We start from the raw sequence: 14,683 nt of genomic DNA, 5'->3' as shown, positions 1-14,683 counted from the left end.
GCTAGACTGCTTACGCCACTTGCTGCAGTGGCGCAGACGTGCGGGCCGTTCGACGATAAGCGCTATCTTTGTCGATGAGGTCGCTGACGTGCAAGGCAAACTGGGCTGCAGTCCCCGCGATGCCGTTCCGATGCGGGACCTTATAGAGCGCTTGTTTCAGGATGGGATGATGCTCGACGTAGGCTCGCAGTTCTTCGAGTGATTTCCCTGTCTGCTCCAGAACACCGTCGAATTCAGCGCGCGCTTTAGCCTTGGCTTCGGCGAGTGCCATTTGAACTCGGCTGTGCGCGTTCACCTCGCCCTCGCCGGAGGTTTCGATTGGAAGAAAGATCATGTCTTTGTACTTATTCACGACTCTGGATTGAACTCCGTCCGATTGTGTGGAGGGCATGCAACCGAAGGGTTTCAGAGCGAGGACCATGTGGCATAGGTGATTCACGGTGTAGTAGACGTTCTTGCCAACTTCCATGTAGCCCTCTCCACCGCGAGCTAGCTGATGGTAGAAGGGATGTGCCAGGCGCGAGAGTTCTTTTTGCGGGATCAAATGGTGGGCCGTGTCTCCCAGATGTTTGATCGTGCGGTGATAGAAGAAAGTCCACATGGCGCTGCCGGCGCTGAGGCCTCCGGTTTTTTTGAATACTTTGAAGTCGTTTGCGAGCCTTTTTTTAAGTTCGTACCACTTGGGGTCGCGGTAGGGAGCCTCGGCGTCGGCGCGGGCCTTCGCTCCTTCTTTGGCGACGTACATCATGTATGCGATCCAAGTGGCGATCGGTTCGACCAACACCTGCGCGCCTTCCTTTTCAAGGAAGGCAAACATGTTGAAGTTGCCGTCCCCTTCGGTGGTCTGAGCCCAGAACTCTCCGGTAATCTTTATGACTGGCTTTACGCGAAGGCGGTCTACTTGGATTGCGTTGATGCTGTCGCGGCATGCGTGCAGCGCATCCACATACTCCTTGCCGTATAGATTATGACCGACCTTCCCAAGAGTGCAGCCAATGCCGGATAGTATCTTATTCTTCTCGATGTATGGTCTTGCCCACGCTGGGGCCGCCTCCATGATGTGCCACCGCTTGCGGTCACGCAAAGTGTCGGTTAATACCTTCACCGAATCATGTATGACGCGGTCTGTCTCGCCTTTATTAACTTCGAAGGGGCGCACCTGGTAGACCAGTTCGTTGATTACGTCTCCGAGATTGAGGGCATTCAACATTCCCATTCCAAAGTCGACTGAAAATTTTAGACCGGGCTCTCCGCTTGCGGCCTTGATGCCGTCGGTTTGTTGAAATAACAGCACGCGAAAGCCCTCGAAGCCCGCATTTTGAAGGGCAAATCGGTACTCAGCTTCATACATGCCAAAGCGGCAAGGTCCGCAGGATCCTGCCGTGAAGAAGACATAGTTATCGATAATCTGTTTACGCGTCTGGCCTTGTTGTTCCAGCATCTGAAGATAGCGCACCAGATTGCCCACAGTGAAGTAGGTCGGATTGCACTGTCCGTTGTTGCCGAACTCCTTCCCTGCCTGAAAATCAGCGACGACCGGTGTGGGAATGTTCTCGCAGCGATAGCCGCTGCCGTGGAAGACCGCCTTGATCATCTCCTCGTGCTTCCAGGTGAGTCCGCCAAAGAGAATCGTAACGTAGTCGCGTTCGTCCGCCTTGAATGTGCGCTCTATCGGCTTTTTGAACTCGCGCATGCGCGCCAATCCAGCTTCGGCACGAAGACGGGCACGTTCGGCGTCGATACGAGCCTGGATCTCTACTTCGAAGTCGGTTTGAACGATCTCTTCGATTTCCGGCATTTGCGTCTCCTTATACTTACTCTGTGGTTTTTCGATGGGTCGGATCTCGGGATTTCTTCGGCGCTACATCTGGCCTTTCACTCCCTGGAATCCGTGAGCCAGCTGTTTGAAGAAATATTTGATGACACGCTGGTCGTTGTAGCACCAGCCCAGGATGTGATTGAGAGTTGAGAAGCAGTGCGTCTGGCAGGTCTCTTTCTGATGATCGAGTTGCTTGGTTTCGAATTTGTGATTACCGACCACGCCCCAGTCATAACTCGCTGTGTACATCGGGAAACAAGGAGCCAATGTTCCGTCGACGCGAATGATCATTGAGTTTTGACCGGCGCGGCAGTTCCAGGGAAAGTGGTTCCCTTTCATGAAGTCGACCATCTGCCAGAGGCGCGAGTTGGAGTTGACCATCTTGTACCCGGCGTCCTGCTTCTGGGTCAACCACTGAATCGTCTCTTCGACAGCGGGCCAGTCATCCTTGGTGATGTAGGTGACGTTGTTGGCTGCGTGCTTGAAGTGCTCGTCCTGTTCAAGGAGCGGAGACTCGTTGATGTGATAGTCGGTCGCGATACCGTTGTCATGAGCTATCTCGGTCAGCTCTCGGACATCGTCCAAATTGTTGCGGCAGATGTTGATGTTGAGGAAGACGGAGTATCCGTATCCGTACTGCTTTCGTACGAGGTAGTCGAACTGCTTGCGAATCGGAACAAGCGCCTTCGGCAATCCTTGTTTTACGTCGACTGCGTCGACGGCGATGTTGAACGTCGACATGCCTGCGTCAGCCAACTTGTCGATCACATCGGTGCGCAAAAGGCGCGCGTTGGTGGGGAGATAGATCCAGAAGTTCTTCTTCGCCGCGTAGTAGGTAATGCGGTGAATCAAGTCGGGCCGGAGAAGGGGTTCGCCTCCCATGTAGGCAAGTACCCGGCACCCTGTACCGTGAAGCCAGTCGATGGACCGCTTCGCCGTATCCTCAGTCATTCCCTTCACTTGATTGTCGAAAGCCCAGCAATAATGGCAGTCGAGATTGCACTTGAATTCAGTGAAGAGGTATGCGATGAGTGGATGGAAGTCGCCTGCAGTGACTCTCGAACGAACATAAGGGAAGAGCCAGCCCTGCATTGCATGGTAGATCTGGCCGGGAGCCCATTTGCGCTTTTCAGGTGTGACCCACCCATCATTCCAATCGATTGGTCCGAGAAGTTCAGGATGCTGCGGAAACACAGGGTCGGGAAAAGTTTGTGGTGTTCCGACGGGCTGCAAGCCCGGTGTGTTTGCGGTGGATTTGGTGAGTAGGTCGTGCAATGGGACATCAAGCCGAAAGCTCGGTGGTGGTTCGGTGTGTTCCTCGAGGTGCATCCGGGCCCCCCTTTGAAAGATAGAGACACTATTCCGAGATACTGGAAGATGGAGCGCTTAGTCGCAGGTACGACCCACCCAGAGCAACCGCAGGGCCACACGATCTACAATTTTGTTTCGACCGTAAACTCTTGATGACAAAAGAGGCAATGTCTGTCGTACTCTATGGAAGACGCAGGGATCCGACGATGTATGCCAGCCTGTTGACTGGGTGCCAATCAATTGGCAGCCATATGCCGATCTGAGTTACGCTGTTGGTTGACGCAAACGGGAAGTCCCGAATCTATCAATGTTTGCCACTTTAATCCTCTAATTTTCATCTATCAGAAATCGATGGAAGGAGGGAGGTTATCAGTCGGGTATGAGGAGTTCGCCTCTCCACCATATTTCCCCGGTCGATATCGCTACAAACGTCGAACAAATGGGGGATCTTTTACGCTTCGCGCACAACCTGGATGCTTATCGCGATCCGGAACAACTTTTGCGTTGTCTGCCGGCGGAACTGTCGTCTGTTGTGGTCTCCAATACGACTGCGTTGATTCAGATGACCGGTACGGATCTTTCCTGGTACGCGGTAGACGGTGAGACATCTGCAATCGGCCTGGAAACCGATCTGCCGCAAAGGCGAGATGAGATCAGTGAGTTTTTAACCGCGCATCAGCAGCCAGTCGTTTTGGCATCGCTTGATAGGGAGGCCAGATTTCCTGGGATTGTTCGATTCTTCCGCACGCACGGAAATCAATCGCTTTGTGTACTTCCTCTAAATAAGGCAGGCGGTCGCGCGGGGGCTCTCTGCTTTGCACGAAAGGAACCTGATGGCTTCTCGGAAAGAGAGGTCGGCCTTCTCTCTTTCTTATCGGACTATGTTGGTTTGGCGATTGACGACAGACTCAACCTGGCACATTCGGAGGCCGTTCGAGCCCAGTTGGAGAGCGAACAGACCAAGCTTAATCTCATTCTCGATCTGAATAACAGCGTAGTTTCCAACCTGGAACTTGGAGAAGTGCTTCGGTCCGTTTCGCCAAATATTCGCAAAACCATGCGGCTGGAAGGCGTAGCTGTCATGCTACCCGATACTGCACACGAACATCTTCAACTCTATGCCGTGGATTTTTCAGATCGTAAAGAGAATCTTTTCCAGCACATGTCGGGGCCAGTCGAAGGTTCACTCGCGGGGCAGGTCTTTTGCTCCGGGAAGCCGTGGGTGGGTGATCGCGAAGAGTGGAATATATCTAGTTCTGAGAACAGGGCCAGCTTGGGCGATGGCACGGTGACCATCTGCATGATCCCGCTGATCCGTTGCAAGAATGTATTGGGCGTCCTCTGTTTAGCGAGGGCGCAGAAGAGCGGATTCACGAGGGAAGATATTGAATTTCTCTCGCAAATCGCAGGCCAAGTGGCTATTGCCATCGACAATGCATTTGCCTATCAGCGCATTACCGAGCTTTCCGACAAGCTCAGGCAGGAGAAGCTTTACCTTGAAGATGAGATCCGCAGCGAGCTTAACTTCGAGGAGATCATTGGGAACAGTGCTGTGCTCCGACAGGTGCTACGCCAGGTTGAAGCAGTTGCGCCAACTAACTCAACCGTTCTTATCCAAGGAGAGACGGGAAGCGGAAAGGAGCTGATCGCTCGTGCGGTCCACAACCTCAGCCGCCGTCGCACCCACCCCTTTGTGAAGCTGAACTGCGCTGCCATTCCGACGGGTTTACTGGAGAGCGAACTCTTCGGGCATGAGAAGGGAGCATTCACCGGCGCCATCGCTCAGAGGATGGGCCGTTTCGAACTAGCGTCGCAAGGGACCATCTTTCTTGATGAAGTCAGTGAGATCCCTCTGGATCTTCAGCCGAAGCTCTTACGTGTCCTGCAGGAGCGGGAGTTCGAACGGTTAGGAAACTCGCGCACTCTGCGTACTGACGCCCGTCTCATTGCAGCCACGAACCGCGATCTGAATGCGATGGTGGAAGAACAACGGTTTCGATCCGACTTGTTCTATCGGTTGAACGTGTTCCCAATCTATGTGCCACCACTGAGAGAGCGCAAGGAAGATATCCCGTTTCTCGTCAGGCACTTTGCCCAGCATTTTGCTCGCAACATGTCGAAGGAGATCGATACGATCTCGACTGAAACGATGAATTCGATGGTCAGTTATCCGTGGCCCGGGAATATTCGTGAACTTCAAAACGTCATCGAACGGGCGGTCATTTTATCGAAGGGGCCTGAGCTTCAGGTGCCGCTCGCAGGACTGAAGACGAAACCCACCGATGCGAACGGTCAGTTGAACGGAGCTACGACCCTGGAAGAGATTGAAAGAAAGCATATTCTCTCGATTCTGGAGCAGACTAACTGGGTCTTTGCGGGGCCGAACGGAGCTGCCGCAAGGCTTGGAATTAAGCGTCCCACGCTGCAATTTAGGATGCAAAAGCTGGGAATTTCTCGCCCTAGAAAACTTTGAAACTTAAGTTTGGCACGAAAGAAGCGGTGAGAAACGTGCCAACGATCTGGCATCCTGCCAACTTATCGGCATCTACCCGACAGTGTTCGGCACATCGATTTATTACTAATCGCCTCAACTACCAACATCAATAGACTGGTCGCATTTTAGGTATGCGGATTGCTTGCAGAGAGAGATGCCAGGTATACCCTGCGAGGCCGGGGATGAGGTGTGTCGGGACGTCGCCGACTCTTGAGCATGCGATCCGGATGGGAGAATCAGTGATGTAGTGAATCTGGAAGACACTCACCGACACATCGGATTGTAAGGACGAGCAAGATGTTACGAATCACGATGACCGAGGACAAGTCGGAGCAGCGGTGGGTGCTTCAAGGTCGGCTGACAGCATCGTTTCTGGAGGAACTGATAGCAAGTTGGCGCGCCAATCGAGATCGTCGACCAACTTTGAACCGTGTTGTTGATCTCGACGAGGTTACGTGCATCGATAAAGACGGTGAACAGGTCCTCCTCATGATGATCAGGGATAGAGCTAAGTTCGTAGCAAGTGGTTTGTATACCAAGCATCTGCTGGAATCGCTTTCACGGAGCGATGCGAACTCTCAAGTCGAGTCCGAAAAAACGTAGACAAACTAAGACGTCGGATTTGTTTCGATCTGCCTACAGCAGAATCCAAAAACTTTGGCTAGCGCCAGGACTCGATGGTTGCGTGCATCGGGACTGGATGGTTTAGATTGGGGCACGGGTTCGGCAGAAGTATTCTGTTCTCACTAATCTGAATCTGAGACGTCTTATTTCTGGCGAGGTGCCGCTTCGTGTACACAAACCGAATCGTCTGCAGCGTTCGACGCAACGATTCGATACCTTTTTTTGTGATTCTGGTTTGTACTCTGCTGGGTCAGCAGATGCGTTGTCCCGCCCAGATTGGCGGCACCGCAGGAGCAGGCACGTCGATTGCGAGTTCAGGGGCTCCCGACCTGGTCTCCGGGACGGTGATAAATGCTGCCACCGACCAACCGGTTCGGAGAGCGCTGGTTCGGTTGAACAACCGGGCAGTACTAACCGATAGCGAGGGCAGGTTTCGGTTCGAACAGAACAAAGAAAGCAGCGTCAACATTCTGGTTACCAAGCCCGGATTTTATGCCAGCGCGGAGTATGGCGATGCCGGTAATCTCTATCTCCAGTCCAGCCAACTAGCCGCACCGCTTGAACTTCGAATCTTTCCGGAAGCACTGCTCACCGGCGTAGTGCTGGCTCCCGATGGAACCCCGCTTCCAGGTATTTCGGTGAATGCGATCAGAAGTGTGTACGACGATTTGGGGCGTCGTTGGATTCCCGTTGATCAGCGCCAAACAGACTCATATGGACGTTTCCGAATTCCTGTTCCAGCAGGCGAATATCGAGTGCAAACGCACTACTCTCTACTAAATACGCCCATTGCCGAAGCTGTGCTTCCAGTTGCAGTTCCGAGTGGAAGCACAAGTAACGCTTCACCGTTAGTTCGGATTCACAGTGGAGAAGAACAAACTTTTGAGCTGAGGCCAACAGTCAGTCCGATCCGTACCGTCGGAATCTCGCAATCTTCGGCCGATCGAGGTTTCATGAGGGTCTCTGCCCGCGCCAGCGATGGAGACGCGTTGCAGGTCAACTCGATGCTGGAGAATGGCGGCGAGAGGAAGATACAGCTTCCTCAGGGAACCTATGCGTTGACGGTCCGAACGGTGGCCGATATAGATAGTGCCGAGATGGCGGAGACAACGGTTACGGTTCCGGATCACGATATCTCTGGGGTGGTTCTGCGGTTCTCGCCTGTGCCGTCTATTCCGGTGGAGCTGTTGATCGATGAATCTTCTTCGTCCGACATAACTCCGCCTGGACTGCAGCAGCTAGGCCTCAGCCTGCAAAGCGGGCAGACTGATCTGGACGGCGGGTACGCGAGTCTGGGGTTGTCTCCCCGGGCTAATCAGGCCTTCTTCTTCTCGGCTCCTCCAGGCAGTTATCGGTTGGCGGGGCGCAATAGCGGCGCCTGGTATATCAAGTCTGCCAGCTATGGCGACTCTGATCTGCTGGAACAGGAACTGGTCGTAGCGCCGGGAGCCTCCGGCACTCCGATACGCGTTCTAGTCAGCAATCAGACAGGGGCTTTGCAGGGAACGGTGCACCTCGACGGCGCCCCTGTGGCTAGTTGGGTGTGTGTGATTCCGAGAGGCCCAAGCGCACAGGTGGAGTACAGTACCCGCAGCAGTTCGACAGGCAGCTACAGTTTTTCTCATCTCCCGCCCGGAAGTTATCAGGCTATTGCATTTCCGCGACGGCACTCGGCCGACTACCGTGATCCCGAGAGCCTGACGCCGTTTGGTGATCACGTGCAATCGGTTACGGTCAATGCCGGCGATAAATCCACGTTGAACCTTGATGTCGTGCCGGCGACTGAGTGATTCCATGAGATGGAGTCTTGTTGGGCCTCTGTCGCTGCTCTTTGCCGGAGCTTTGTGCGGAGAGATGGGACGGGCACAAACTCGAGCGCAGACGAAACCGGAGATGAAGCACAGTACAGTCGTTACACATTATGCGATCACCGGTATCGTTGTCAGCAGTATTGATGAGAGCCCAGTTCCTCACTGTAGGCTGACACCGAAGCTCGAGGTGCATGGAAGCTTCGGGAATCGCCGCTTCCCTGCCTCGACTGACAGTTTTGCGGCCGATGACCATGGTCGCTTCTCGATTCCGGTACCTTCGGCGGGAGCGTGGAACCTGATGGCGAGTGCTCGCGGCTACGTTACGCAGTCTTATGAAGAACACGGTGCTTTTTCATCGTCGGTTGTACTGACAGCCGATTCGCCGACGATCGATATACGCTTCACGCTCAGTCCCGAGGCCAGCATCAAAGGCCTCGTTCTGGATGAAGCCGGGGAGGCAGTGAGAGATGCACAGATTTCTCTTTCACTGGTGCCACCGCCAATTCCAGGAGGTCCGCCAGCTAACGGAAGCGCGGGAGCGAACGCTAAAACCGATGATCGTGGCATGTATGAGTTGGCGAATCTGTCGCCGGGAAGCTATCGCCTGATGGTTCGGGCTCATCCTTGGTACGCTGAGGCCACGCAGCAAAGTGGATCATCGCTTGATGACGAGCCGCCGCTCGATCCGTCTTTCGACGTCGCATATCCGCCAACCTGGTTTCCAGGAAGCAGCGACGTTTCGACCTCTGAGACGATTGTTCTCCATGCCGGTGATACACGTCAGGCAGACTTTCATCTGGTTCCGATCCCCTCGATCCATCTGAAGATCATCCCACCGACAGGAACTGTTGGGTCGGGGGCGGTCAACGGTCGCCAAGGACAAGCATTTCCGATGGTGGAAGAGATTACTCCGGGTTCAAACGGCCCACGCGCAATTTCGGTTACGACTCGTCGCGACCCACAAGGAGAATTTGATGTTAGCGGATTAACGCCGGGGCTATACCAGGTGCGGCTTTTGATGCCAGGCGAGGAGGCGCGCTCCACGATGGTCGACGTGAAGGCCAACTCTGTTCGAACACTCGATCTGGGTGCTCCGGCGAGCGATATCGCTAGAATTACGATGCACATCGATGGGTTTACTGGTGGGACTGCCGAAGAGTCAGGCAACCGACGCGGCGGTGGGCTTCGCGTCAACCTGATCGATACTGATACGCAGCGTGGGACGTTCTCTTCCATGGGCAATGAAGGCCGGTTTGCAGGCCGACGCGTCTCGAAAGAACCAACCACAGACCGCACCCTTGAGGTTCCTCCAGGGCGCTACGAAGTTGTTTTGCAGGGAGGACCGAACGTCTACCTGATTGGATTAACCACCAAGGGAGCCGACGTCTCGGGACGGTATGTGACGGTGCCTGCGGGTGAGACGACACTTACGGTGCATGTTGCGAATGGCCGTACTAACCTGAGCGGAATCGCGACGCTTGAAGGAAAACCTGTGATGGGGGCAATGGTCCTGCTGGTTCCTATCACGATTGAAGAGCCTGACTCCATTGGTTTTTTGCGTCAGGACCAGACGAATACAGATGGGAGTTTCGACATCGATAACGTAATCCCGGGCAAATACATTTTGTTAGCCATCGATCGTGGGTGGCAGATCAACTGGGGAGACCGATCTACGCTGCGCCGCTATCTGACGCAAGGCATGCCGATGGAGCTGAAGCCGTCTGCAACCGTAAAACAGAACGTAATTGCCCAGACTCCATAAGGGTAAGTGGAAGTGCCGGGCATCGGAAGCCTTCAAGTTGTGTTAGATTCAAAAAGGCCCGCAATACTGCGGAGAGATGGCCGAGTGGCTGAAGGCGCACGCTTGGAAAGCGTGTATACCGCAAGGTATCCAGGGTTCGAATCCCTGTCTCTCCGCCATAGACTGATCTCATCCAGTCCAAGATGGCCTTGAAGGCTCTCAAAACCCAACACAATCAACGCGATGTAGTCCAGGATAGTCTCGCTAGGTATCATGGAATCTCAGACTCGCTGATGGCGCTCTGATGATTCCTAGAACGAAAGTGATGGCACTCGAGTGGTACAACGGAAAATCACCGTAAGGAAGCATGGACACGGGCATTTCTCGTGCAGGAAGTGTTTGCGCCTTTTGGCGCAAACGCAAAGGCCGCCGAACAGGCCTATGATGCTTCGCACTCAAAAGGATGTTCGCACATAGGGTTCGGTGGTTTCGTCCGATACCATGATGTTCGCGTGTAGCAGGTCTAGAGGTCGGGCTTGCGCGGGCGATTGTCGGCTCATCGCGGTGAGGCTTCCGAGAGTGTGGCAGTCCCCGCGGTGGCGTCCTGGCGGAGTGAGGGAATGGCGCGGAGGCTGAAGCTCGCGATGGCGGCGGGGCCGGAGTTCGGACTCACCTGGAGGGTGCCGAGGGCCTCGATCGCCGAAGGGGTCTGATCGCGGAGTCGGAAGACAAGGACGCCGGGCTGGACCTCCTTGGCAGAGAGGAGGTTGAAGCCGCCGGTTCGCTGCCGGAGCTCGATCTGTGCAGTGGTCGCGGAGACGAGCGCGACATTGGGCAGAGCGTCGCCAAGCGCGGGGTAGCTAGCCTGGTTGAAGGCGGCGAGCCAGCCGTAGAGGAGGCGGCCAGCGGGGGTGTCGGGGATGAGACCCACCTGGTCGCCAAAGCGGGGTAGGTGAACGAGGATGGTGGGGTGAACGTTGCTGACGTGGTCTCCCCGGCGGGCTGGCACAGGAGCATCGGCAGGATCACCGAGGACGATGGTGTCGATCTGGGATGGATCGTCTTTCTCGTCGGCAGCCGAGGCGGCTCCGGATGTGGTGGCGGCGGAACGGGCAGCGCTGGAGCTGCCGGAGATGAAATGTTCATGTTCGGTGTGACCCAGAGCATAGAGGACCGAAGAGAGCGTCGCGACGGCGGCTACGGTAGCGAGCAGAATGGCTCCGGGACGGAGCGGCTGGCGGCCGGTGATATAGAAGTGGGGAGCGGTAAGAGTGGAAACGCCGGTGGGTAGGGGCTGCGGCATGGGTGGGTGGTCCTTGGGTGTTCCGGGGCGGGCCGGGCCGGAGGATGTCCGGCGGGGTTGGCCGCCACTGGTAGTGTAGACGGGTTGACAAAGGAGCCGTGAGCTGACGGTGGGATCGGCAACGGGCGGGAGACAGGTTTTGCTCCCAGGAGGGACAACGATTCGCCTTGTGTGATATGTCCCGACAAACGCGCTTCGCGTCATTAATCGATCACTGACGAGAAGCTGACATATCGGTACTAATCGGTTCTCGCTGAGGGACTCGGCGATGGATCGTTAGTTGAGATTTGCTGCGTCACATACGGTCACAGTCTATCCGGTCTAAGGGGTGCATTGTCCACGTCCGCGTCGACGGTTCCAGCTTCTTCGAACCGCCAATGAAATACCCCCTCCGTCTGATAGTTAAGTTGGAAGACCCGAAAGGAAACGTTGGTTTGGTTGCATGTTCCATCTTAGCCGTGTCTGAAACTGATAGGGAGTTTCAACTGACGCTTAGAGATTCAGTCGATGGAACGGCTTCTCCGCCGGTAATTTTCTGGAGTCTCCCCCGTTGGAGACGGTGCAGAAAGAGATAGATCACTGGTGTCACATATAGGGTTACGGTCTGTGAAAGCAGAAGACCACCGCATACTGCAATTCCAAGCGGGCGGCGGGCTTCACCCCCGATGCCTTGGCCCAATGCGATTGGAGCCGCGCCCAGTAGCGCTGCCATGGTCGTCATCATGATGGGGCGGAAGCGCTGGAGACAACCTCGGTAGACGGCCTGCTCAGGCGTCATACCTAGATTGCGCTCGGCGTCGATGGCGAAATCGACAATCATGATTGCGTTCTTTTTGACAATGCCTATCAGGAGGATGATGCCGAGGAATGAGTAGAGGTTGAGATCCTGGCCGACGAGCAGCAACGTGAGAAGCGCACCAATAGCGGCGGCGGGAAGACCAGAGAGGATCGTGATGGGGTGAATGAAACTCTCATAGAGAACACCGAGGACGAGATAGATGACCATCACCGCGATTATGAGCAGGAGTCCAAGACCTTTCAGGGAGCCCTGGAACTGTGCCGCGGTCCCCTGAAAGGTGAAGTTCATACTGGCGGGAATGCCAAGTTCGGTTGCAGCTCGACGCACCTCGAATGTGGCCTTATCGAGCGAGATGCCGGGCTTGAGATCGAAGTGAAACGTGACGGCTGGAAACTGCCCGAGATGATTGACTGTCAGCGGAGCGACGGTCTGGCTGAGTGTAGTGACGGCCGAGAGAGGAACGAGGCTGCCCGTATTGGATGCGAGATAGATACTACCAATCGTCTCAGGGTCTCGCTGATACTGCTGGGCGACCTCGAGGATGACATCGTACTGCTGCGATGCGACAGTGATGGTGTTGGCGCGGCGGTTTCCGAAGGCATCGTAGAGGGTGTTGGCAATCTTCTCAGGGTCGACGTTGAGAGACATTGCAAGATCTCGGCGGATGTCGACGTTGACGCGCGGCGCGCTCATCTGCAGGTCCGTCGAAACATTAGCAAGTTCGGGAAGAGAGTCCAGCTTGCTCTTGAGGCGAGGGGCCCAGCGGTAAAGCTCGTCAGCGTCGGGGCTCCGAAGTGCAGCCGAGTACTGGGACCGGGATTCAGTCTGTCCGAGGTCGACGAAGTCGGGCTGGCGGAGATAAACCTTGAGCCCGGGTATGCGGTCGAGCTGTTTCTGGAGGTCGGCGATGATGACCTTGACGTTTGGACGTCGGCGGTCCTGACGGAGATTGACCCAGAGCCAGCCTCCATTCTGTGAGAAAACACCCGATAAGTTGCTTTCCATCCATGGAACCGCAGCGAGTGCTTTGTTGACCTGTTCGCCGTAGGAGATCATCTGGGCGAAGGAGCTGTCTTGCGAGGCTTCCATGCTTCCGGAGAATCCACCGGTATCGACAGCAGGCATAAAGCTTTTGGGCACGATTGCGAACAACGCGACGGTGGTTGCTGTCATCACGATGCTGGCGACGATCGTCGCTCGTGGATGGCGCAGAACAAAATCGAGTGAACGCTGATAGCCCCTCTTGAGTGCGGCATGGATACCCTCCGTCCGGCGAAGGAACCAGTTGTCACCATGAACGCGCTCGCTGAGAAACCTGCTGCAGAGCATTGGGGTGAGGGTAAGCGCTGAGAAGCCAGAGAGCAGGATGGAGACCGAGATGGTGACGGCGAACTCACGAAGAAGCCGTCCGAGTACGCCGTTGAGGAAGAGAATCGGAAGAAAGACTGCGACAAGCGAAAGAGTCATCGAGAGGATCGTGAAGCCTACCTCAGCGGCGCCGTTGACCGCGGCATCCAGACGAGACTTACCCATCTCACGATGACGGACGATATTCTCGAGCATCACGATGGCGTCGTCGACGACAAAGCCCACCGAAAGCGTGATGGCCATCATGGAGAACATGTCCACGGTATAGCCAAGTAGATGCATGGCGATGAAGGAGCCGAAGATCGAGACCGGAATGGTGGCGCTGGCGATGAGCGTCGAAGAGAGCGTCCCAAGGAAGGCAAAGATGACCAGCACGACGAGCACGATGGTGAGGACGAGCGTATGGTTGACCTCTGCGATGGAGCCGCGGACGATGTCGGCGTTGTCGGCGACTTTGCCGAACGCTACACCGGGAGGTAAAACGTCGCGCAGAGTCTGGACCGCGGCCTTCACCCGATCCGCGACTTCGATTGTGTTCGCACCGGGTTGTTTGCGTACAGCGAGGATCACACTGCGCTGTCCGTTGATCCAGAAGGTGCGCTTGTCATTGCTGGAGCTGTTCAGGACGTGGGCAATCTGGCTGAGACGCAGCGGAAGCTCATTACGATAAGCGACCACCAGATCCGAGAATTGATCGGCCGTGGTGAGTTGGCTGTTCGCCTGCAGAGAGTAGTCCCTAGCTTTACCGTAGAGCGTGCCTGTGGGAAGACTTGCACTGTTGTTGGTAAGCGCGGTGCGGATTTGCTCGAGATCAAGGCTGTAGGCCGCGAGACGTGCAGGATCGACCTGGACGCGGATCGCTGGGCGCTCGGGTCCGTACACTTCGACCTGCGAAACTCCGTTCACCATGGAGATCTGCTTAGAAACGATCTGTGTGGCATAGCGCGAAAAATCCTCAAACGACATCGTCTGTGAGTGCATTTCGAGCCAGATGATGGGATCATCCGCGGGGTTGACCTTGGAGTAGGAGGGCGGTTCCGGCATGCCCGCAGGGAGGCTGCCCGCGGCGCGGGAGATGGCGGCCTGAACGTCTTGCGCGGCCGCATCGGCACTGCGGCTAAGGGTGAACTGAAGCGTAATGTTCGTTTCGCCGACCAAGCTGCTGGAGGTCATATTCTCAATGCCGGGAATGCGCGAGAACTCGCTCTCGAGCGGCGTCGCGACGGTAGCGGCCATGGAATCCGGGTTGGCGCCGGGCAGTGCCGCTGATACCTGGATCGTCGGGTACTCGACCTCGGGCAGGTTACTGACCGGAAGCGAGAGATAGCTGAGCAAGCCGAAACCTGCGATGGCAGAGATCAGGAGAGTGGTGGTGGTAGCGCGATGGATGAAGAAATCTGAAAAGCGCAAGAG

8 protein-coding genes and 1 tRNA gene are annotated in these 14,683 nt (G+C 55.6%); 5 read left to right on the top strand and 4 right to left on the bottom strand.

The genetic code is table 11. The features are described from left to right. Window positions 1-10 precede the first annotated feature (10 nt). Window positions 11-1,798 (bottom strand): hypothetical protein, encoded by a 1,788-nt coding sequence (locus RBB81_RS15955; RefSeq protein WP_353071338.1) that lies wholly within the window; start codon window positions 1,796-1,798, stop codon window positions 11-13. 63 nt (window positions 1,799-1,861) lie between these two features. Next, window positions 1,862-3,148 carry a radical SAM protein gene (locus tag RBB81_RS15950; protein ID WP_353071337.1) on the bottom strand — a complete coding sequence of 429 codons (1,287 nt, stop codon included), beginning with the start codon at window positions 3,146-3,148 and terminating at the stop codon, window positions 1,862-1,864. Between the two features lie 361 nt (window positions 3,149-3,509). On the opposite strand from RBB81_RS15950, the gene RBB81_RS15945 reads away from it, so the two are divergent. The 5 genes from RBB81_RS15945 to RBB81_RS15925 all read left to right on the top strand — a co-directional run bounded on the left by RBB81_RS15945 (window position 3,510) and on the right by RBB81_RS15925 (window position 9,979). Then, a complete protein-coding gene (locus RBB81_RS15945) occupies window positions 3,510-5,603 on the top strand; it encodes a sigma 54-interacting transcriptional regulator (protein ID WP_353071336.1) in 2,094 nt (697 codons plus the stop codon). Window positions 5,604-5,936: 333 nt separating this feature from the next. Beyond that, the gene (locus RBB81_RS15940) at window positions 5,937-6,227 is read left to right on the top strand and encodes a hypothetical protein (protein ID WP_218892356.1); all 291 of its coding nucleotides are present in this window, start codon (window positions 5,937-5,939) and stop codon (window positions 6,225-6,227) included. A 188-nt stretch (window positions 6,228-6,415) separates the two neighbouring features. After that, window positions 6,416-8,038: a carboxypeptidase-like regulatory domain-containing protein gene (locus RBB81_RS15935; protein WP_353071335.1), complete on the top strand. Its 1,623-nt coding sequence runs from the start codon at window positions 6,416-6,418 to the stop codon at window positions 8,036-8,038. A gap of 103 nt (window positions 8,039-8,141) precedes the next feature. Continuing rightward, window positions 8,142-9,821: a carboxypeptidase-like regulatory domain-containing protein gene (locus RBB81_RS15930; RefSeq protein WP_353071334.1), complete on the top strand. Its 1,680-nt coding sequence runs from the start codon at window positions 8,142-8,144 to the stop codon at window positions 9,819-9,821. A gap of 70 nt (window positions 9,822-9,891) precedes the next feature. Next, a tRNA-Ser gene (locus tag RBB81_RS15925) sits at window positions 9,892-9,979 on the top strand. Window positions 9,980-10,356: 377 nt separating this feature from the next. Here RBB81_RS15925 and RBB81_RS15920 read toward each other — a convergent pair. Both RBB81_RS15920 and RBB81_RS15915 read right to left on the bottom strand, forming a co-directional pair. After that, window positions 10,357-11,103 carry a hypothetical protein gene (locus RBB81_RS15920; RefSeq protein ID WP_353071333.1) on the bottom strand — a complete coding sequence of 249 codons (747 nt, stop codon included), beginning with the start codon at window positions 11,101-11,103 and terminating at the stop codon, window positions 10,357-10,359. Between the two features lie 481 nt (window positions 11,104-11,584). Then, the gene (locus RBB81_RS15915) at window positions 11,585-14,680 is read right to left on the bottom strand and encodes an efflux RND transporter permease subunit (RefSeq protein WP_353071332.1); all 3,096 of its coding nucleotides are present in this window, start codon (window positions 14,678-14,680) and stop codon (window positions 11,585-11,587) included. Window positions 14,681-14,683 lie beyond the last annotated feature (3 nt).

Origin of the sequence: Tunturibacter gelidoferens, assembly GCF_040358255.1 — a bacterium.
GTDB lineage: Bacteria > Acidobacteriota > Terriglobia > Terriglobales > Acidobacteriaceae > Edaphobacter > Edaphobacter gelidiferens.
The sequence above is the reverse complement of the archived record's forward strand: the minus strand, read 5'-3'. Positions and strand labels throughout refer to the sequence as shown.